The sequence below is a fragment of the Pseudomonas sp. MWU12-2037 genome, assembly GCF_023242345.1.
Taxonomy (GTDB): domain Bacteria; phylum Pseudomonadota; class Gammaproteobacteria; order Pseudomonadales; family Pseudomonadaceae; genus Aquipseudomonas; species Aquipseudomonas gingeri_D.
This window is the reverse complement of record NZ_JALLIZ010000006.1, coordinates 407,099-425,552: the sequence shown is the minus strand read 5'-3', so window position 1 is coordinate 425,552 and position 18,454 is coordinate 407,099. Positions and strand designations below refer to the sequence as shown.

23 protein-coding genes and 1 pseudogene are annotated in these 18,454 nt (G+C 57.1%); 6 read left to right on the top strand and 18 right to left on the bottom strand.

Annotated elements, in window-relative coordinates; genetic code table 11:
- Positions 1-4: 4 nt before the first annotated feature.
- Together M5B42_RS14305 and M5B42_RS14300 are read right to left on the bottom strand one after the other, a co-directional pair.
- Entirely contained in the window at positions 5-244 is a 240-nt protein-coding gene (locus tag M5B42_RS14305; protein WP_248746223.1) for a TIGR03758 family integrating conjugative element protein, read from the bottom strand.
- On the bottom strand, positions 228-581 hold the full coding sequence (locus tag M5B42_RS14300) for an RAQPRD family integrative conjugative element protein (RefSeq protein ID WP_248746222.1): 354 nt from the start codon (positions 579-581) through the stop codon (positions 228-230). The genes M5B42_RS14305 and M5B42_RS14300 overlap by 17 nt, the downstream gene beginning before the upstream one ends.
- A 232-nt stretch (positions 582-813) precedes the next feature.
- Between M5B42_RS14300 and M5B42_RS14295 the strand changes: the two genes are divergently transcribed.
- Complete coding sequence (locus tag M5B42_RS14295; RefSeq protein ID WP_248746221.1) at positions 814-1,419, top strand: DUF6338 family protein; 606 nt, start codon at positions 814-816, stop codon at positions 1,417-1,419.
- Positions 1,420-1,690: 271 nt separating this feature from the next.
- Here the strand turns inward: M5B42_RS14295 and M5B42_RS14290 are convergent, their stop codons facing one another.
- The 11 genes and pseudogenes from M5B42_RS14290 to M5B42_RS14240 form a co-directional block, all read right to left on the bottom strand.
- The gene (locus tag M5B42_RS14290; RefSeq protein WP_248746220.1) at positions 1,691-2,434 is read right to left on the bottom strand and encodes a TIGR03747 family integrating conjugative element membrane protein; all 744 of its coding nucleotides are present in this window, start codon (positions 2,432-2,434) and stop codon (positions 1,691-1,693) included.
- A 34-nt stretch (positions 2,435-2,468) separates the two neighbouring features.
- Positions 2,469-4,490, bottom strand: a pseudogene (gene traD, locus M5B42_RS14285) (type IV conjugative transfer system coupling protein TraD); the annotation flags it as partial.
- A 1-nt stretch (position 4,491) separates the two neighbouring features.
- The gene (locus M5B42_RS14280; RefSeq protein WP_248746219.1) at positions 4,492-4,917 is read right to left on the bottom strand and encodes an integrating conjugative element protein; all 426 of its coding nucleotides are present in this window, start codon (positions 4,915-4,917) and stop codon (positions 4,492-4,494) included.
- A complete protein-coding gene (locus tag M5B42_RS14275) occupies positions 4,914-5,402 on the bottom strand; it encodes a transglycosylase SLT domain-containing protein (protein WP_248746245.1) in 489 nt (162 codons plus the stop codon). The genes M5B42_RS14280 and M5B42_RS14275 overlap by 4 nt, the downstream gene beginning before the upstream one ends.
- 56 nt (positions 5,403-5,458) lie before the next feature.
- Positions 5,459-6,202 carry a TIGR03759 family integrating conjugative element protein gene (locus tag M5B42_RS14270; protein ID WP_248746218.1) on the bottom strand — a complete coding sequence of 248 codons (744 nt, stop codon included), beginning with the start codon at positions 6,200-6,202 and terminating at the stop codon, positions 5,459-5,461.
- A 3-nt stretch (positions 6,203-6,205) separates the two neighbouring features.
- Positions 6,206-6,859 carry a hypothetical protein gene (locus tag M5B42_RS14265; protein ID WP_248746217.1) on the bottom strand — a complete coding sequence of 218 codons (654 nt, stop codon included), beginning with the start codon at positions 6,857-6,859 and terminating at the stop codon, positions 6,206-6,208.
- The gene (locus tag M5B42_RS14260) at positions 6,856-7,194 is read right to left on the bottom strand and encodes a PilL N-terminal domain-containing protein (protein ID WP_248746216.1); all 339 of its coding nucleotides are present in this window, start codon (positions 7,192-7,194) and stop codon (positions 6,856-6,858) included. The genes M5B42_RS14265 and M5B42_RS14260 overlap by 4 nt, the downstream gene beginning before the upstream one ends.
- A 281-nt stretch (positions 7,195-7,475) precedes the next feature.
- The gene (locus M5B42_RS14255; RefSeq protein WP_248746215.1) at positions 7,476-7,769 is read right to left on the bottom strand and encodes a hypothetical protein; all 294 of its coding nucleotides are present in this window, start codon (positions 7,767-7,769) and stop codon (positions 7,476-7,478) included.
- An 83-nt stretch (positions 7,770-7,852) separates the two neighbouring features.
- Positions 7,853-8,356: an STY4534 family ICE replication protein gene (locus tag M5B42_RS14250; protein WP_248746214.1), complete on the bottom strand. Its 504-nt coding sequence runs from the start codon at positions 8,354-8,356 to the stop codon at positions 7,853-7,855.
- Positions 8,357-8,707: 351 nt separating this feature from the next.
- The gene (locus M5B42_RS14245) at positions 8,708-9,430 is read right to left on the bottom strand and encodes an ABC transporter substrate-binding protein (protein WP_248746213.1); all 723 of its coding nucleotides are present in this window, start codon (positions 9,428-9,430) and stop codon (positions 8,708-8,710) included.
- Positions 9,431-9,502: 72 nt separating this feature from the next.
- Positions 9,503-9,895, bottom strand: coding sequence for a hypothetical protein (locus M5B42_RS14240; RefSeq protein WP_248746212.1), 393 nt, complete (start codon positions 9,893-9,895; stop codon positions 9,503-9,505).
- 413 nt (positions 9,896-10,308) lie between these two features.
- Here M5B42_RS14240 and M5B42_RS14235 point away from each other — a divergent pair, with 413 nt between their 5' ends.
- From M5B42_RS14235 to M5B42_RS14215, 5 genes are read left to right on the top strand one after another with little or no spacing between them, the layout of a single operon-like run.
- Complete coding sequence (locus M5B42_RS14235) at positions 10,309-11,259, top strand: DUF1837 domain-containing protein (RefSeq protein WP_248746211.1); 951 nt, start codon at positions 10,309-10,311, stop codon at positions 11,257-11,259.
- On the top strand, positions 11,256-13,856 hold the full coding sequence (locus tag M5B42_RS14230) for a DEAD/DEAH box helicase (RefSeq protein WP_248746210.1): 2,601 nt from the start codon (positions 11,256-11,258) through the stop codon (positions 13,854-13,856). The genes M5B42_RS14235 and M5B42_RS14230 overlap by 4 nt, the downstream gene beginning before the upstream one ends.
- 26 nt (positions 13,857-13,882) lie before the next feature.
- Entirely contained in the window at positions 13,883-14,179 is a 297-nt protein-coding gene (locus tag M5B42_RS14225; protein WP_349292778.1) for a DCL family protein, read from the top strand.
- 14 nt (positions 14,180-14,193) lie between these two features.
- Positions 14,194-14,889, top strand: coding sequence for a Shedu anti-phage system protein SduA domain-containing protein (locus M5B42_RS14220; RefSeq protein WP_248746209.1), 696 nt, complete (start codon positions 14,194-14,196; stop codon positions 14,887-14,889).
- A gap of 39 nt (positions 14,890-14,928) precedes the next feature.
- A complete protein-coding gene (locus M5B42_RS14215; protein ID WP_248746208.1) occupies positions 14,929-15,657 on the top strand; it encodes a hypothetical protein in 729 nt (242 codons plus the stop codon).
- Positions 15,658-15,802: 145 nt separating this feature from the next.
- Here M5B42_RS14215 and M5B42_RS14210 read toward each other — a convergent pair whose 3' ends face one another.
- From M5B42_RS14210 to M5B42_RS14190, 5 genes are all read right to left on the bottom strand, one after another.
- Positions 15,803-16,087, bottom strand: a complete 285-nt coding sequence (locus M5B42_RS14210) for a HigA family addiction module antitoxin (RefSeq protein WP_121131736.1) — start codon at positions 16,085-16,087, stop codon at positions 15,803-15,805.
- Positions 16,088-16,098: 11 nt separating this feature from the next.
- Positions 16,099-16,377 carry a type II toxin-antitoxin system RelE/ParE family toxin gene (locus M5B42_RS14205; RefSeq protein ID WP_248746207.1) on the bottom strand — a complete coding sequence of 93 codons (279 nt, stop codon included), beginning with the start codon at positions 16,375-16,377 and terminating at the stop codon, positions 16,099-16,101.
- 372 nt (positions 16,378-16,749) lie between these two features.
- Positions 16,750-17,151: a single-stranded DNA-binding protein gene (locus tag M5B42_RS14200; protein WP_248746206.1), complete on the bottom strand. Its 402-nt coding sequence runs from the start codon at positions 17,149-17,151 to the stop codon at positions 16,750-16,752.
- Positions 17,148-17,615, bottom strand: coding sequence for a DUF3158 family protein (locus tag M5B42_RS14195; protein ID WP_248746205.1), 468 nt, complete (start codon positions 17,613-17,615; stop codon positions 17,148-17,150). The genes M5B42_RS14200 and M5B42_RS14195 overlap by 4 nt, the downstream gene beginning before the upstream one ends.
- Positions 17,612-18,373: a PFL_4669 family integrating conjugative element protein gene (locus tag M5B42_RS14190; RefSeq protein WP_248746204.1), complete on the bottom strand. Its 762-nt coding sequence runs from the start codon at positions 18,371-18,373 to the stop codon at positions 17,612-17,614. Before M5B42_RS14190 ends, M5B42_RS14195 begins: the two co-directional genes overlap by 4 nt.
- Positions 18,374-18,454 lie beyond the last annotated feature (81 nt).

Below are 18,454 nucleotides of genomic sequence, written 5' to 3'. Positions count from 1 at the left end.
TCGCTCAAGACAGCAGGAAGTAGGTCAGCGCCACATACATCGCGGCAAAACGCACCGCCACGCCGAGCAACTGGCGTTGGGTCAGCTTGTGCTCGGCCCAGCCGACATAGGCCGTGCGCAACGCCCATACACCCCAGATCAGCAGCACCGCGAATACCGCGCTCACCAGCAAGGACGAACTGGCTTCTGGCGTGAAACCGCCGTGGGCCAGGAAGGCGGTGCTTTGCTCAGCGCTCAGGCTCATGGGGCACCTCCGTTTCTTGGCGATAGTCCCCGGACAGTGGCACTGGATCACGTGGCTGCGCCCGCAGTGGGCTCAGGTGGTCGCGGATGCCCTGGCGCATGCGCTGCACGTCCTCTTGGAAGCGGGTGTAGTCGAAGTGGTAGCGGGAGGTGTCATCACGGGAGAGGTTGGCGCTGTCCTCGGCCAAGCGCTCGATCAGATCAAATTGGCGTAGTAGGACTGCCAGGCGCTCAGTTTCCGAGGCGTTTACAGGGCAGAGGGCAAATGTCAGTGCAAAAAACGGCACGGTTAGCAGGATGCCCTGTAGCGCGTGGCGGAATAGCACCTGAATGAGCATTGGCTGGCTCCATGGGGGGGGGAGCCACAATGATTTAGCGCCTGGCGTCTGCTTGCTTGAGGGAATGCGAAACGTTTGCTTACCAGATTTTCAACCGATCAGAGAGTTTGTCGTTGAATCCCATACGTTTACTCAGTGAATATTGAGTGGCAGCGCCTCACCTGTTTGACGACAGTGAGAGCTCTTACCGACTGCGAGGTGAATCATCCCTTTGATGTGGAATTGATCTGCTATGGAAGATCTGGCCAACAAAATCATTCCGCTTGTACAGCTATTGATTCCTGGATTTGTGGTAACCACGATTTTCTACTGGTTGTCTGAATCACCTAAGCCAGGACAGTTTGAAAGGACCATTCAAGCGCTGATCGGGACGGGGGTGATCAGCCTCATTGTCTCGGGTATCGAATGGCTTCTTAGATACGTGGGAGGCCATGGGGTCGTTTGGGGGACTTGGAGTACCTCCATAGAAAGCGCCTGGGCCATAGGATTGGCCATTCTGATCGGGTTTGGCCTGGCATTTGCGGCGAATCATGACTCCTTTTACCAAGTGGCGAGGAAGCTCGGCTTCACGTCCCGGGCGTCCTACAAAGAATGGATCTATGCGTTTCGTAAATTCCCAGGACGGGCGGTGGTGCTCAATTTCTTGGATGGACGCAGGTTGTTTGGCTACCCTCTGGTCTGGCCGACTGACCCGAAGGAGGGGCATTTTCTGATGCAATTTCCTGCTTGGATCGCCGACAATGATTATGTTGAAAGTCCAGGGGTAGAGTTTCTTCTGGTTTGTAACGCAGACGTCTATTTCGTGGAAATCTTAAACAGTCCGGAGGAGTCGACATGACAAATCAGAAGCATCCAACCAGTGGTGGTAGGAGAGTTCACGTTAATGACGGAATGAATGTCAATCCGCCCGCGCCAACGAACGTCCGTCCTGCCATCGTGCCAAAGGCCCCGCCGCCTGCGCCAAAGAAGCGCTGATTTTATGAGCATGGGTTACTTGGGTTTTCACGACAGAAAAGTAAAGGCTATCGATGAGGTTTCAGTGACCGGCAAAAGACGTCTTTGGTAGGGGTGGTGATTGGGTGTCTTTGAAACCCCTTATGTACTCGCAGTCAAAGATGCTTTTTAAAACTCCCTGCTGTCACATCCATCACGACTCCCAACATCAAGGCAGCCGGTAGCAAGATCCATAGCGGATGCACACTTACTGGCAACGTCAGATACACCACCCATGGCAGTACCGCCAAAGGCAGGATTGTGGCCCGTGCCCGGTGGTAGAGGAAGCCTGACTCCCTCCCTGCGCCGAAGCGGCGCAGGTCTCGCCTCACCAGGCCGTCGACCAGTCCGGTCAGGGCGGTTAAGGCGAATAGCGGCAGCGTCATGATCAGCACCAGCAGACGTAGCAGGAAGGTCGCCGTGACGTAGAATGCAGCCAGCACATAGCGCTCCAGGTACACCACGACCTGTGCAACGCTGGCATTGAATCCCTCCGTGGTGTCAGCCGATTGCGCCTGGACGTTCATCTGCTTCAGCCAATCCAGCAACCCACTGTCCAGAAGCAAATTCTGGTGCAGCCACATCACCAACTGATAGGCGCTGCGCCCTGACTCTGCTACCACCACGCTACGAGTAAAGTGGGTTGAGAGTTGTTGCAGTTCGAAGTTCATCATCCCCTGAGCATGGCGCCAGCCTTGTTCAGGCCAGAACAGATGCAGGCCCACCAGTTCGATCAGCAAACACAGCATCAGGGAACCCAGCAGCACCCCGATAAAGCGCAACGGCAAGGTTATTACGCCGGTCAGCAGACCTTGCTGGCGGGCCTGCTGTTGCTGGGCAGCGCTGGCTGGGTCACGCACGTTTACGCTCTTCGCCATGCCAGGCCGATGCGTCGTCGGTGTACTGGCGGCGCATATGCTCGGCCAGATCGCGCAGGTTGTTTGGCAGATCGACCTCGGGTTCGTGGATCGGCAGAGGGATACGCAGCTTCCACAGGGTTCCTCCTTCAAGCAGAGCGAAGGCCTGGCCCTTGGGCAGTGCGATGATGTGCGCCGGCTCCAGCATCGGCACGTTGCTGATGGTGATACGGTCCATGCTGCTGGAAGTGAAGTCTGTGCGTCCGTGCGGGTCAGAGCTGTCAGTGGTACCACTGACCGGAGAGACACTGGCGATTTCCACATTGGGCAGTTGTTTGGTCAGCAACTCGGCGGTAGCCGTCTCGCGCACCCGCAACATGATCAGGTTGTTGAAGTTGCCAACCACCTGACCGGCTTTTGCACGGTTGCCGAGGCGGGCTTCGATGTCGCTGAGCGTCTGGGTGTAGGCGGTGACCTGCATACCTGCGCCACCACCTTTGTTGATCATGGGGATGAACTCGTCACGCATCAATTCGCTGAACTCATCAGCATGGACGTTGATCGGTACCATGGGACTGTTGGCCGCGCCGGGCAGGCCGTCATCCAGCCCAAATTTGTAAAGATGGCCGGCCACCGACACCAGGTCAGCGAACATCGAGTTGCCGACTGCCGCTGCAACCTCGGCGTCGGACAGTGCATCCAGGCCGACATAGACCACTGCTCGTTGGCGCACCACCTGCATCCAGTCGAAGATCGGTCGTGGGTCGTTGAGGTTGGCGTAGTCCGGTGCCAGCAACTGGGCGATTTGGCCGCTGGTCAATTTCTCCAGCAGAGGCAGAAGGGAAGCGACGATCTTGTCGAAGAACGTGCGCTCATAACGCACGGCACTGCGCAGGCCTTCGAGCACCGGGTCGAACGTCGGCACCTGCGCCAGGTATTGCTCAATCGCCACCACCCGCCGGTCGCGGCCAAGCATATGACGAGGCGTGTTACGTTCGTTGATCTCGCCCTCGATCTGCACGATCGCTTCCCAAGCCTTGGGTGCGCTTTTGGCGAAGAAGTGCTGGGCATACTCGATAAACAACGTGTCGATATTGACCACATGGCGTTGGATCAGCAGGTAGTCCGGGCGGTGCCCCAACTCGACCAGGGCGCGGGCGATGATATTGACAAAGCGCCAGGCGAACTCGCGGAACGCCGCGCTGTTGCCCTCGTTGGACAACTGGCCGGCGATGCGGCTGGCCACTTCAGTGATACGGTCGAAGCGGCCAACGGCGTTGTAGCGCGCTGAGCTTTCGGGGCAACCGAGATGGAACACATAGAAGGAGTCCAGTCGCCCGCAACGTTGGCACTCCATGTACATGCGCTTGAATAGATCAACGTCGCCCTTGGGGTCGAAGACGATACAGATCTCGCCGCGGCGGATGTCCTGGGCAATCAGCAGTTCGGCCAGGCGGGTCTTACCGACGCGAGTGGTGCCGAGCACCAGGGTATGGCCGACCCGCTCCCGGATCGGGAGGCTGACGTCCACTTCATTGGGCTCGACTCCGTGCAGTCGGGGCAGGCCTCCTACCGCAGGCCAGGGACGTAATGGGTTTAGTGGGTGATCCCAGGCGGTGACCCGCGCCAGTTGCGAGAGAGGAAAGGGCGCAAACTCCAGGCGCTGTTCCAGCTGTCTAGCGTAGCGCTGACGTCGAGGCATTTCGACGTAGCGACGGAACTCAGGCCGATAGGTCTGTAACAGGCGGTGGGTGTGGTGGGGCTCCCAACGGAAGCCACGGCCGAGGAACAGCCGTTCGTGGCTGACTGGGATCTGGGCGTCACGTAAGGCGTAGCGGGGCTGGCGTCGGATGTTATGGCGGTAGCGCAGAATTACCGAGGCCTGGCGTAATCGGATCGTGCCGAAACCGGCAAACACCGATGCTGCCCCCAGACCCAATTCCGGACTGAGTGCCAGTGACCAGGGGGCCGCCGCGCATAACAAAGCGCTGCTGGCGCAGGCTGCAACGGTGTAGAACTCGACCGCTGGGCGCAGTAGCACTTCGACGGTCTGGGCCATGTCATGGCTCGATCACTGTCGCGGTGATCAGTACAGGGTAGTGAGTCAGTGCCAGGCGAGCGGCGAGGTCATCGCCCGGCACCGGGGTCAGACTCAGGCCGGGGGCACGATTGCGCAGAGCTTTTAGTGCTGCCGCGGATTCGACATTGACCACCAGCCCGGCGGCACCGAGCCGTTGCAAGTCGGGCAGTCGTTTTTGCAGCCAGGCGTGTGAGCGCGGGTCATCGCCGATTAGAAATAGGGCGGTGATGCCGGGCAGGTTTACCGCCCGGGGCTCGACAGGCCCCGGGTGCAAGGACGGTGAGCGGATTGGTAGCAGAGACGCCTCGTCATAGGGCTGCAACAGCGACGTGTCCGGGTCTTCGAGCGCGGGCAGGGCGGAGGGCAAGCCCAGTAAGCCGATCAGCAGCAGGTACGAGGGCTTCATGGGTGATCACTCGATAGGGCGGTGACACGGTCCAAATGTCGTTTGACGCTGTGCCGGTAGCGAACGGCCGGGTTGCCTCCTGCGGGGCGGTGGTAACGACCGGCCGCCATCAGCCAGCTTTGCCCAGGGGCGTACTGTTCGCGCAGGATGGTCGCGGCCAGACGCAGGTTTCGATAGGGCTCCAGCAACTCGCAGGGCTGGCGAACACGGTGTTGTTGATGGCCGACATTGAGTTGCCCCAGACCCACATCCACCTGTATGGCCGGTCTAACCAGCAAGGCCTGACGCAGATCTGCACAAGCTTCGTGGCGGGTGGCGTAGCGATGGGACTGTCCAGCGATATTCAGGGTCCAGGGCCATGGAATCACGCGGCCATGCATGGCCCGACCGCTTTCCTGCAAAGCTACGGCGTACAGCAGGCTCGATGGTACCTGTGCCTGCGTTGCCGCGAGTTGATAGGCCGGCGGTGGAAGCTCTCGTGCCATAAGCGCTGTCGAGCCAAGTAGTTCGGCGGCCAGCAGCCACTGGGCCCAGTGGTGGATCACTGACGTTGCCATTGCCCGTCCACCTGGTGTATCAGCGCAGGCAGATCGCCGGCTACTCCAAGGCTGCTCCAACGCCCAGCGTCGTGATTGAGAGTGATACGGTGTTCACGCACGTTAAGCGGATCCAGCGCGACGCGAAGGGCCCAGCGCCGCAAGCGGGCATCGTCGTTGTCGCTGCCGACCATATAGAGATCGAACTCACGACCGGCCGCTTGCAGCTTCTTGACCAGGAGATTGCACGCCAAGCAGTTGTCCTTGATAAACAAGGCTTGGCGGCCACTGCCTTGCAACATCACCGGGCTGCTTTGTGTATCTGTCAGATTGACTGGCAACAGCTCTGGGTACAGCCGCTTCCAGGCCTGGTCATAAGCACGTTGATAGGCGAGCTCCTTGCTGACTCGCGCCGATTCGGCGCGGACTTGCAGCTCGGCAAAGCGGCGGCGTTCTTCGTCACTGCGTGCTTCGATACCCAATGCCGTCAGCGGATCGAGGTTGGGTGAGTAGATACCCAGCGGCCCTTGTTGCAACTGCCGGTAGCGTGCCCAGTCCTCTGCGCGTAGTCCCCAGTCTTTGGCCAACTGTTCGTCGCTGTGATTTTCACGGCTGTCATGCTGCTGGCTGAAGCGGTTTCGGCTGGTTGTGCTTTCTTCGGCCAACGTCGGTGCTGAGGTGATCAAGTCCGTTAGCAGGAGGATCGCGAGCAACCGGGGCAGGGCACGGAAATGGGTTAGCGATGACATAGTTCACTCCTGCGGCAGGTCCAGGCGCCGCGTTTTTTGGTTAACCGAAAACACTGCGCTGCCAGCCTCGAGGGCTTGTAGTCGCCAACGTCCCTCGGCTTCGCCGATACGCAGTAGTCGGACTTGAGGCAGTGCTGTTTCTCCATTGGGCAAGAGGGCAAGAAAGCGTTCGCCACCGCGCGACTCGATGCCCATTGGGGTGAAGGGCGGTGCGAGCGAGTTCGTTGAGCGTGATGCCGTCGTGCGTTGCGGTTGCTGGATGGGGGGCGGTGGAGAGGACCGCTTGAGGTCCGACAATTGCTGTTCAAGAGCGTCGATGCGGTTGCGCAAAGCGTCCAGCTCGCTGCTGTTGCGGGTGACCTGCTGGCGCTGATCCAGGGCTTCTATTTGTCGCTCCAGTGCCTGACGTGCTTGCCGGAATTCCAGTAATGACAGCATGGCCGGTGCGTTTTCGATCTGCGCTTTGAAGGTTTCCAGATTGGTCATGTGGGTCTGCAGTGACTCAATGGCTGCATCGGGAGCATCGCGTTGCAGCTGATTACGCAGGTTGGTCCCCGAGATCGCGAGGGCGATTAATACCGTCGTCAAAAGCACTAGCCAGGCGGTGACGGCGATCCGGATCAGTTGGCTGTTTCGGTTCAAGGAGGCATCGTTCATGGCTGGAGGTGCTCGCTGGCGATAAAGCACACCTGTCGATTGCGCTCGTCGATGGATAAACGCCACGCGTTGCCGGCCAGAAGTTGCAGCGCCTCACTCAAGGGCAACGGCCCCAATCGCAGGTGTGCGGCGGGGAGTGGCAGAGCGAACAACTGGGCCGGCGCACCATCGCTCTCGCAAAGCCGATAACCCGAGCGCAGCAGCAGGTAGCGTAAGGCGTCGCCGACGTTGGTGTCGGCAGTAGCCGGGATGCGCAGGTCTATGACTTGGCGTTGCAGATCCTGTTGTGCCGCATCAGGGCGCAGTTCGATCAGGGTGTAGCGGCTTCGCCTCACGACTGGTACCAACGCAGGGGGCGGAGAAGGGCTTGCAACAACACTTGCCTCGACAGTCTCTGGATCAATATGGGGTGTTGAAGCGCAGCCCAGCAGCAGGCTCAGGCCTGGACCGACAATGAAATGAAAGTGACGAACTCCGATTGAATGCATGGTGCAATCCCTATGTGGTGGGGGGATTGGGCATGATCCAGGCGAGGTGTTCAGTCAGCAAAGTGGCCCGGGTGAGCCCCTCATTCCGGCAAAACAATGGCCTCCATTGGGAGGCCATTGTGTGTTGCTCAGTCCTCGTCTGGCAGCAGCAGTGTGGTCATCGAGCGATCCCGCTCGGTGATGATCCACAGCGTCAGGTCGGACGTGATTTTGTAGACTGACAGCAGGCGTTCGCCGTGCTCCAGGGCGGACTGATTGGTTTGCCAGTCCTCTGGATCGACATCACCCCAGTCGCCTTCAAGATGACGAAGCAGGTAGGACGATGGGTCGAGGTTTTCATCCTCGATCAGCGTTTGGACACCCCGAGTGGCAACGATCATGCCGGGGGCAAAGCGTGGAGCGAAAGTGCATTGGGTTTCCATGATGGTCTCCTGAGAGCACGGCAAGGCCATGGCTTGCGAGGGGCAAGTCATGGGTATTGCGAATGGATGAATGGACGTACGGTCTAGAACGATTCCGCCACGGCAGGCGATTCGCAGGTGAACGCTTCCGTGGTATCGGAGATTTCGGGCGACTGAGCCTCAACGGCATGCTCGTCGTTGGAGCGGGGCTTGGCCTGATACACCTGTTGGCCGTCGATCTTGATCCAGCTGATAAACAGCAAACGTGCCTTGAGAGTGACGCCGGTCTGGCCGGCCTTCTCGCCACGTTGATAGCGGAACAAGCCGGTCCACATATCTCCGAGTCGAAAGCCGATCAGTACTTTGCGGCCCTCACGGACCGCTTCGGCGCAACGACTGACCAGATGCTGGGCTTCGCTGCCACTGACCGTGACATCGAAGTAGCGATAGTCTGGTGACTCGGTTGGCCCGCAGAGGGCGGCGATGGTGCAGGCCAGGAACGGCTTGCCGCGGTTGGGTTTCACTTCGCGGATGCGATTCAGATAACCAAGGCCGCTGGTGTGCAGATCAAAGTAGGTCACATCGGTGACCGCGGATGATTGGGACATGACAGTCTCCTGAGTTCGGATGGCAAATGAACGTGGAGACGCCCCGTAGGGACAGGCTCCACGGGGTAGGGACCAGTACATGACTGGCGGGGAGTAACGGCATCGCCCGTCGTGTTGACGGGGTTCGCGCGAGGATGCGGTGCGAACGGGAGTGATCAGCGCAGAGCGCCGTGGCCTTTAAGATCGTGACCACCTGGGCATGTTGCCGAACGAGTCGGCGAGACATGCAGGCAGCATCGGTGGTCCATGGCGCGAGGGCACTGCTCAATGCGTTGCGTCACAGCTCCGGGTTGTTTCGCTGGAGGGGCAGATGAAGCCGAAGCCCCGGAGAGGGGGCTTCGTGTGACCTGATCAGACCTCGGTTGCGTAGGTGACGAGACCTTCCAGAGGTGCTGCGTCCGGATCGAAGATCAGTATTCGCACATCCGCTTGTGCGGCTAGATGAAGCACGTTGACGAGCGATTCCGGCACGCCGGCGTCAAGTTGTTCCTGTCGCAGTTCCTCGGCGGCGCAGTCGCTGGCGCGGCCTAGGTTCGCATCTGTCCAGGGTGTGCCGATCAGCTTGCAGCCCAGGGCTTGGCTGACGGGGAGAGTGAACACCTCGAACAGCAGTTCCGTCGGGGCATGGCGGGCCGCCTGTGCTATTAGCCAGTTATAGGCCGTGTCGCACAGATGCACACTGCTGATCTCCCAGCAACGGCTGTAGTGTCCGGTCTCGAACGCCAGTTGTTTGATCCGTAGTTGGGCAACGGCTTGGGAGTAGAGGTCGCCGAGCAGAATGGGCGGCTGTCGATCATGGGCGAATAGGGCATAGATCACCTGGACCACAACACCGATGTGCGAATACTGGGCGTCGTGCTCTTCCAGGGTCGTTGACGTCGTCAGGACCAGTGCATGCTCGTCGTTGAACAGGCACTGGCGACGGGAGAACTGGTCGTCGTCCATACCCTGCTGGGACGGGTGGGGCGGTCGATGACACAACGGTGCATCGACGTCGTAGAGAATGGCCAGCAATCGCTGAATACGCAGATCACTGAAGCCGCGGGCAAACGGATTGAAAGGATAAGTAGGCATGTGTCGATCTCCTGCCGAAGGGAGAGGGACACCGCCCGACGGGAGGTGTCCCGTCGGGGTTGTAGCGGGCTGTTACCAGCCGCTGTAGTTGAGGATCAGATGGGCGATAAGTGCTCGTCGTTTTGCGTCCAGCACACCAAGATCAGCCAGGCCGTGGACATCGACTGCTTGCAGCAGGCGTCCCCCGTCTTCGGCATTGTAAAAACTGACCAGTGCAGCCAGAAATACCTTTTCACCATGGCTCATGACGCCGATGGCTCGCTGGATCAGTGGCATGTTGGGGCACAGGTCCCATTTGCTCTGGGCGTCTTGAAAGCCTGAACGACTGCCGTCACCGAAATAGGTGATGCCGGCAAGCTGGACAGCCTGTTTCCAGGCACGGAAGAACAGATGGGGCGTTTGAGTGCTTTGATGATGAGTGCGGATCAGCTCCGCGAGAATGGGATCGATGGGCTCCTGGGGCATATTGAAGGACTCCTGTCAGGGGCGGCGGCAAACCGCTTGATGGGAAAATGCGCCTGTGGGATTACGTGCAGGCCGTGGGATCAACGCGGGTATACCTCGTCGTAGCCTTGAAGATCCTGGCTACCTGGGCGGGTGCCAAACGAGTTGGCAACGCTGGGCGGTAGCATGAGGGGGTGCGGTAAGTAGAGGCAGCGGTAATCCGATGCTGGTCGTTATCAGTTTGTTCAGGGCCGTGAGGACAGTCGGTATGTGCGAACTCTACCGACGACGAGTTTTTTTGAGCTTGATTGATCGCAGACCCGGCTTAACGCGCCTTGGGAGTTAGCAAGTCCGTGGACTAAGGAGGTGCGGGCGGTTACATTTGTTTCCATGATCCCATCTGACGGCAGGTGGATAGACGCCATGGAGGCCATTTGTCAACTATCACCGCCACCGATCTCGAATCTGCTCTGACAGGAAACCCAGAAGCGCTTCAGGTCCACCTCACTCTTGTAGAACGAGACGTGTCCATCGACGGGCATTTGGTTAAGATCCACTGTCATTGTCTTTCGGTGGATGGAAATGGTCGTATTCAGCCGCATCGACTGGCGGAGTTCATGCGGAACGCCATAGCTGATTACGCGATCCCCCGCTCGAAGCTTGCCGACGCAAAAGCGCGTGATGCTAGGTTCAACAGCACTGAGGCCGTTTCCGAACTCGTTGAGCGGGCAAAACGCTCATTCACCGATTTGGCAAACACCGGTGAAGGTGGAGAGATGTTGCTGTTTCTACTCGCGGAGCGTTTCCTGAAGTTACCACAGATTCTATGCAAGATGGATCTCAAGACGGACACCCGTATGCACTTTCATGGCGCGGACGGGGTGTATGCGGGCGTAACACCGGAAGGTATTTTGAAGCTCTACTGGGGGGAATCGAAAATCTATGGAGATGCGAGTGCAGCGATTCGCGATTGTCTCAAATCCCTCGCCCCTTTTCTAATTGAGCCCGAACACGAAGAGGCAGGACGGGAGCGTGACCTAATGCTCCTGAGCGACAAAGCCGATCTTAGCAATCCAGCACTCACAGATGCGCTTAAGAAATATTTTGATAAATCGTCGGTCATGTCTAAGCGGGTCCAATACTGCGGTGTGGCTCTTGTAGGCTTCGATGTACCGTTCTACCCGAAAGAAAATGCAAAAGCAGTTGCGGAGGAGCTTGTTAACGCATCCCGCGTGGAACTTACAGGTTGGAGCAGTAGTATCGGAAAACGGCTCAAGCTGGAGAAGCTCGATCAGATGGAAATTGAGATACTTTGCATCCCTCTGCCGTCAGCCGAAGGCTTCCGTGCCGCATTTCTCAAGGCTATGGGGATCACTGAACAATGAGCCTCGCCAACCTCCAGTCGTGGCTTCTTCAGGAAGGTGTTCGGGAGGATCTCGATGAGATCACTCGACTCACTGTACGCAACGAACTCGATAATTTGGAGTTCGACCCTTCTGCATCGCCCGCTTCGGTCATTGACTGGCCCAGAATGTTGCTCGCCGGTAGCATTCTTGCCCGGTCCGCTGAAAGGGTTGATCAAGAAGCGGCGCTACGAATTGCAACTGGTGTAATTTCATTGGCTGGAGATCATGCACTCAAAGACGCGGGCGCAGTGCTCTTAGGTAAGCTCTCTAACTTCAGAGCCATTACGTTAGCCACTGATCGGGGCTTAGTGGCACCTGGTCTCGACGGGCGCCTTGGCGTCGCTTTGCGACTCGAGGCGCAACGTCGCGAGATGGACCGTTCTATCCTTGTGCAATCAAGTGGTGCTTGGCTACAAGTAAACGATTTTCAGCAACGCTTCTGGGACAATGCGACCGGGGATTGTTGGCTCTCGGCATCCGCACCAACTGCCTCTGGCAAGACGTTTCTCGTACTTCAGTGGCTAATCGACCAGGTAATTACAGGCGAGACCCAAGTAGCAGTTTATCTCGCTCCGACCCGCGCTCTGGTCTCCGAAATAGAAACCAATCTCAAGACGCTTCTTGGTAACACCGAGTTAGTTGAGGTGTCGTCCCTTCCGCTTCGCGATAAGTATAAGGCTGCTCGCGAGGGTGGCACGCGAGTGATTCTTGTATTCACACAGGAGCGCTTGCACCTTCTCGCGAACGTGCTGAGTGACATATTCTCAATCGACCTACTTATTGTGGACGAGGCGCACAAGATCGGTGACAACCAGCGCGGTGTAATTTTGCAGGATGCAGTAGAGCGGGCCACACGAGCTAACCCAAAGCTGAAGGCAGTATTTATCAGCCCGGCGACCCAAAACCCGGGAGAGTTACTCACAGACGCGCCTGAGGGTGTAAGCACTATCGCTGTTGATAGTGATTCCTCCACGGTCCTTCAGAACCTTATAGTCGCCACCCAGGTGCCACGAAAATCGAAACTTTGGACGCTTACTCTCCGACAGCAGGGTTCGACATTTCCAGTAGGAACACTTCAGCTCGCGAGTACTCCGGACGGACTCAAAAAGCGCCTCGCATTTATCGCCGCAGCTATCGGCGAGAGGGGCGGAACGCTCGTCTACACAAACGGTGCCAGTGAGGCGGAAGATGTGGCTGATCTGATCAGTCAACTTTTGCCCAAGCTTGGGTCCATCGACTCGGAACTATTAGAGCTCGCGGATCTTGCTCGGAAGGGGGTACATCAGGACTTTCGCCTTGCGCCGTTGGTTGAGCTAGGGGTGGCGTTTCACTATGGCAATATGCCGTCGTTGCTCCGGATAGAGATAGAACGGTTATTCCGATCCGGAAAAATTCGCTTTCTAATATGCACTTCAACTTTGATTGAGGGAGTAAACCTGTCGTGTCGTACCATCGTGGTGCGCGGACCGCGTAAAGGGAAGGGCCACCCGATGGAACCGCACGATTTCTGGAATCTGGCCGGCCGTGCGGGCCGATGGGGCGACGAATTTCAAGGAAATATCATCTGCATCGACCCTGAGGATAAACGGGCTTGGCCCTCTGGTGTTCCTAGCCGTGCGCGCTATCCAATTAAGCGTGAAAGCGACGCTGTTCTCGAACTTGGTGACGGCATGGCGAAGTATCTGTCCCAGCGTGGATTGTCAGATCTATCTAGCATCGAGGACACTGAGATATTCGAGCAGGTTGGCGCTTATCTGCTCACTACCTTCATGCGACTCGGTTCCATATCAGCGGCAAGTTTTGCAAAGCGCCATGACGCTGCGTCGATTGCAAAACTTGACCAGATTCTGGAGGGTTTGGTAGCGCAAATTGAAATCAAGGTTGATCTGGCCGCTCGGCACCCCGGGGTGAGCGCAATTGGCCTTCAACGGCTTCTCGAGGCTTTTCGTTCTTATACTGGTGATGTTGAGAATCTGCTGCCGGCTGAAGTGGCGAGCAATGATAGTTACGACCGGTTTATTACCATTATGTTGCGGATCAACAAACACCTGTTTCTCGCATTCGAACCTGATAAGCGTATCAAACTATATGCGTTGATCATCTTTAAATGGTTAAAAGGGTACTCGTTGGCCAGGATTATTCGCGATAGTATCAAATGGCACCAAGACAACGACAGGTCTTTCAAACTTCCTGAGCTGATCCGCAGCACGATGGAACTAGTGGAACAGGTCGCTCGATTTAAAGCGCCAAAGTACCTTTCCGCCTATATGGACGTGTTGCATCTGCATCTTCGCGAAACTGGCCGGCGAGATCTCATCGACGATGGTTTGGATATCGGGACTCAGCTTGAGTTTGGCGTTTCGTCGACGACGCTTCTCTCACTCATGGAACTTGGTCTTTCCCGCATGAGCGCCGTCGCTTTGTACGAGAAAATTGCCCGCGACGACCTTATCAGAGAGGAATGCGTGGCATGGATTTCTGAGCGTTTAAATCAATTCCAAGCAATGGATATCCCAGCCATCATTATCCGCGAGGTGCGCGAGCGTCTCGCGCTGTCTGACGACGTTACTAAATAATCCTGCTGTTGAATTGGAGGTTACACATGCCCGCGAAGCCCATCACCCTTGGCCCCCTGCACTTCGATAGGAGGGGCGACGCCGTTGTACACTTAAGGACGATGCTTCACCGATATGATGTAGGCGATCGTGTCAATGCTGATGACGCATTGGTTTTGCGAGCGGCGCTGGAAAATCATCCCAACGCAGTCGTAAAAATTGGGTGTGGTGTCACCCACTTCAGTGTTCGAAGCGCTGACTACGGCACCAAATGCTTCTGGGTGAATCGCCCTGATGGAACGACTGAAAAATTTTCCATTACCGAATCCATCCACGGTAGCTAAAGGAGTCGCGCAGAATGCGTATCTACTCTTCGGATGAGAAACTACCTTATCCCAAAAACTGGCCCCCAGAGAGCTACCACGTCAACTCCGGTACGGTGAGCGCGGCTACCCAAAAAGCATTTATAGAACTGCTCCAAGCCGGAGCTAATGAGACCGTCGCAGACACGTTCATAAGAAAAAATCCAGCCTTCCTAGGACAGTGCCTCAACTTCACAAATTTTGGTCACCATGGTATGTGGGTTGTTCCCCAAAAGTTGATTGACCCTGGAGCAACTCCATCAAAGAAAGGTTTGCGGCCTGACTATCTGTTCGGTGGAAAGAATTCGGACGGGTTCTACTGGTGTGTGGCCGAGCTGAAAGGTCCAAACGCTCGGTTGTTTAAACGCACAAGAAATGGCAAAAACATCTCGTTCTCGGAAACTGCGAATCAGGGCGTCTGCCAGTTGCTAAGATACATGGACTACTGTAGCGCAAATCAAAGCTTTTTTAGGGATCATTTCAAGTTGACTGATTTTCGAGAGCCAAGAGGATTTCTAATCATCGGGCGCGAAGAGGAGTTGGCGTTAGATGAGCAGTTGCAAGAATTGAAGAGTGCATGGAATCGGATGTCTGGCGGGCGAATAATGATCCGTTCATACGATGCCTTGCTTCGAAGCACTGCCTCATCTTGGGGGGAGGTGGAGCACGGCTGGGCACTAGATAATCGATGAGTCCAAGAGAGGAATCATGCCAGTATTACAGGTGTTTTTTTGAAAAATATATTTAATGAGCCGACTGACCGAGATGAACCAATATGGCGCTATTTTAGACCTGACCGCTTTTTGGACTTAATGAGTGGCGAGCATCTCTATTTCGCGTCTGCGCGCCAATTTCAGGACCCATTCGAAGGCGCCATCGCTGTATTACCTCCAGGTACAAATTTTGATCCGAGATTTTTACCGCTTCACGAGCGTGGCGAAAGAGCTTTTGAGAAACTGAGACGTCTTACGAAAATTTGCTGCTGGCATCGAGCTACATATGAAAGCGATGCAATGTGGCAACTGTATGCAGCGACTTGGAAAGGGGTGGCTATCCGAAGTAGCCCAAGAAAGCTAGCTGAAGCAATTGCACCATTCAAACTGAGAGAAAACTACACAAGTGAGACTCTCTGGAGCGGCAATGTACGATATGTCGATCTTCTTCAGGAAGGACTTAATGTCAGCATGCTTGATCGATTTATGTACAAGCATCGAGTGTTTTCTTGGGAGCAAGAATTTCGGCTGATAATATCTCTTCGATTAGCTGAAGAGTTCGGTGTCGCTGTTCCCGATAAAGGTATTATGGTTGCAGTCGATCTTTGTCAGCTTGTAGATCGTATATATCTCGGTCCGGCACTCGCAGAGGATGGTGTTCAAAAAATTAGACTAGTCGCTGAGAGTGTAGGGCTAGGTGACCGAGTAAGGGTGTCAAGTATGCTGGGAGTTCCTCGATATACTTGAAAGTGATCGAACATTGAGTTGCTTATAGGAAGCTGTTTTGGGCCGATATTTGACGCATTAACACGGCTACAATCCGCATCAATTTCCAGTTAATTATCGTGATGGTGGGTATGCCCCCAAGCTCAGGCCAAGGGGGCGCAGAGGATTAAGCCAACTGCAACCGCGCAATCAGTGGATGCTCGCGCTGTTGGGCCTGCCACAGATCATAGGCGGCTTGCTCGGCCAGATACTGGCGAGCACTGCCCAAACCGGCCAGCTCCAGCCGGTAGGCCAGATCAGCGGAAATCGCTGCATGGCCATGCAGCACCGTTGACAGTTGACCGCGGGAGTAACCCAGGTGTCGGGCCAGAGCGGCGACGCTCAGACCTACGGCGGGTAGCACATCTTCACGCAGCGCCTCACCGGGGTGGGGAGGGTTGTGCATCGGCATCAGGAACCTCCTTAGTGATAATCAAGGTAATCGACCAAGTCTGCGTCGGTGCCGTCGAAGCAGAACACCACACGCCAGTTACCCGACACGCTGACCGACCAGTAACCCGCATAGGGGCCCTTGAGCGGATGCAACCGGTTACCGGGGCGATCCATGTCCTTGGGTGTTTGCGCGACATCCAGGGAGCTCAGCAGGCGACGCAGACGGGCAACGTGATCGGCGCGCACGCCGGATGTATCACCGCGTTGGTGCAACGCCTTCAGGCCCTTGTGCCGGAAACGCCGGATCATGGTAATTGTAGTGTAAGGCCTAGCCTTACACTGCTCAATGGGCTTGGACGGTATTGCATGACGAAGCTCCTGTGAGTGGACGCCATCGCACATTGGGGCGGTACGTAGCGTTGAGAGACAGGGGGCGGTCAGCGCGAGAGCGCGACGCAGCCTTGAAGACCTGGACTGCCTGGGCGGTTGCCGATCTATATGGCGAACACGTAGGCAAGCCTGTATGAGTGCGTTCGCCCGTGCCTGCGGTAATACGTCAGGAAGGGCAACCAGATTGCAGGGGAAGGGATTTTGAATAGCTCGATGTGAGGATGTGCTGGTTCGCCAAGCCTGTGTAGGGATTGATTACTGGCGCTCTCGTGGCACAGGCTGGTTGGCCAATTAGGCTTCGCCCGCAACCTCTTGGGTCGCTGATTCGGCGGGCGCTTGCAAGGTCACCTTCGCCAAGCGATACGGAAGAATGCCGATACGCCGCGCCTCGATCTTGAAGGTCACGCGTGGGTTGTCTTCGCGATCCTCCCATTCCTCGCGAACGGTGCGGCCATCGACCAGTACGCGCATGCCTTTCTGGAACAAGGCTTGCCATTGCTCGGCATCCTGGTGCCACAACTCCACCGGTGCCCAGTAACCGCCGCGATCTTCATAGCCATCCCTGGTCGGCACCGGGTTGTCGAAGTAGACATTGAGCCGCAACAAGCGCCTGGGCTTGGTGTTGTCCCGAGGAAACTCACGGTAGTCGGGGGCGGAACCGATATTGCCTTCACCGATAAAGTAGGTGCTCATGGTGCCTCCCTTGCGACGCACTCCCGCCGCTGTTGGTAGATACGTTCGGCATGGGCCAGTTTGTCAGCCGTACCGCGCGCTAGTTGTGCCAGGGCGTGGGTCAGGCTGATCTGGGCATTGAGTAAAATGCGTTGGTGTTCCAGCTGGTACAGCGTTGGTACCACGGCCGAGGGCGTGGTCGGGACCAACAGTAGGGCCTGCCACTGCGCCACACCCATTGCCGTTCGATCGACCCGGCGCCAGCGCAAAAACGTGGTGCCCGCCTGGGTGGCCTGACGACTCAGTTGCACCGGTAGCAGATGCAGTGGCGAGACACGAGCACGATCCAACATCGACGGCAGGGTCTGATGGATCAGAGCATCACGCTGTGCGATACAGGCATCAGCCAGAATCAGCAGTTCCCCCTTACCCTTGAAAAGGCCTTTTAGGGAGGCAACCTGTTCCGCGACCTTCAACGGGTTCATGGCCGGTGCTCCTCGATCAGGGACTGGTCCAGAACTCCGTTATCGTCGACCACGCTGGGCACTGGCGCAGCACCGGTGTTCTTGCCTGACCCCGACCTCCGTATCGCTGGCGCATGTCGGGCGCGCTGGCTACCGTCGAGTACGGACTGCGGCAGTTCGCCGAACTGTTCGCGCGCATGAGACGCCTTGGCGTTGCCGGCAGCAAAGTCGTTGCGACAGACCCCACTGGAACGATAGGGCTGGACCAGGCTGAACAGGCTGCGTAGCTGGTGCGCGCCTTCCTCCAGCCAGAGATCGAGAGTCAGGCCGTCAATCAGCGCAGTGTGCTGGGCCAAGATGGCAAGGCGCGCCAGCTCGTCGTAGTCAGCCAGCAGGTACAGCGCCAGAAACCCCAGCGGTGCATTGACAGTGACCGGCAGTCGTACAGGGGCGGTGTTGAGATTGTCGCCCAGATCCAGGGCGGATGGGGCTTGGGTCAGCGCGTCCCTCAGCTCTTCGCGCAGGGTCAACAGGACGGTTCGGGTGGCATCGAGTTTTGCTTCAATGCGCAGTAGCCAGGCATCGGCGTAAGGATCATCGGCCGCCGCATCGCGGTGGATGCGGTTGGCCTGGGCGACAAACCCACTCAGTCCGAGGATGCCGTGTAGATCGCCTGCCTGGGGACGCCCATGCCAAAGGCGGATGGCATGGTGCGTGTGCAGGGTCAGTTGGATCTGGCTGCGCAGGGTACCGAGCGGGGTGTGATTGGGCTGGGCCATGGGCAAAGGGCTCTTGGGCAAATCGAGCGCTCAGAGTGGTGCCGCTGATGATCACTGTCTGCCGCGAATGGGCTCGTCTGT

Coding starts and splice junctions, on each gene's coding strand:
- M5B42_RS14275 (WP_248746245.1), bottom strand. CDS start 5,402: ATGGCACGAGAGCTTCCACCGCCGGCCTATCAACTCGCGGCAACGCAG.
- M5B42_RS14270 (WP_248746218.1), bottom strand. CDS start 6,202: ATGTCATCGCTAACCCATTTCCGTGCCCTGCCCCGGTTGCTCGCGATC.
- M5B42_RS14280 (WP_248746219.1), bottom strand. CDS start 4,917: ATGAAGCCCTCGTACCTGCTGCTGATCGGCTTACTGGGCTTGCCCTCC.
- M5B42_RS14210 (WP_121131736.1), bottom strand. CDS start 16,087: ATGCCGATGCACAACCCTCCCCACCCCGGTGAGGCGCTGCGTGAAGAT.
- M5B42_RS14200 (WP_248746206.1), bottom strand. CDS start 17,151: ATGAGCACCTACTTTATCGGTGAAGGCAATATCGGTTCCGCCCCCGAC.
- M5B42_RS14205 (WP_248746207.1), bottom strand. CDS start 16,377: ATGATCCGGCGTTTCCGGCACAAGGGCCTGAAGGCGTTGCACCAACGC.
- M5B42_RS14295 (WP_248746221.1), top strand. CDS start 814: ATGGAAGATCTGGCCAACAAAATCATTCCGCTTGTACAGCTATTGATT.
- M5B42_RS14225 (WP_349292778.1), top strand. CDS start 13,883: ATGCCCGCGAAGCCCATCACCCTTGGCCCCCTGCACTTCGATAGGAGG.
- M5B42_RS14220 (WP_248746209.1), top strand. CDS start 14,194: ATGCGTATCTACTCTTCGGATGAGAAACTACCTTATCCCAAAAACTGG.
- M5B42_RS14195 (WP_248746205.1), bottom strand. CDS start 17,615: ATGAACCCGTTGAAGGTCGCGGAACAGGTTGCCTCCCTAAAAGGCCTT.
- M5B42_RS14255 (WP_248746215.1), bottom strand. CDS start 7,769: ATGGAAACCCAATGCACTTTCGCTCCACGCTTTGCCCCCGGCATGATC.
- M5B42_RS14240 (WP_248746212.1), bottom strand. CDS start 9,895: ATGCCCCAGGAGCCCATCGATCCCATTCTCGCGGAGCTGATCCGCACT.
- M5B42_RS14300 (WP_248746222.1), bottom strand. CDS start 581: ATGCTCATTCAGGTGCTATTCCGCCACGCGCTACAGGGCATCCTGCTA.
- M5B42_RS14305 (WP_248746223.1), bottom strand. CDS start 244: ATGAGCCTGAGCGCTGAGCAAAGCACCGCCTTCCTGGCCCACGGCGGT.
- M5B42_RS14245 (WP_248746213.1), bottom strand. CDS start 9,430: ATGCCTACTTATCCTTTCAATCCGTTTGCCCGCGGCTTCAGTGATCTG.
- M5B42_RS14230 (WP_248746210.1), top strand. CDS start 11,256: ATGAGCCTCGCCAACCTCCAGTCGTGGCTTCTTCAGGAAGGTGTTCGG.
- M5B42_RS14250 (WP_248746214.1), bottom strand. CDS start 8,356: ATGTCCCAATCATCCGCGGTCACCGATGTGACCTACTTTGATCTGCAC.
- M5B42_RS14265 (WP_248746217.1), bottom strand. CDS start 6,859: ATGAACGATGCCTCCTTGAACCGAAACAGCCAACTGATCCGGATCGCC.
- M5B42_RS14190 (WP_248746204.1), bottom strand. CDS start 18,373: ATGGCCCAGCCCAATCACACCCCGCTCGGTACCCTGCGCAGCCAGATC.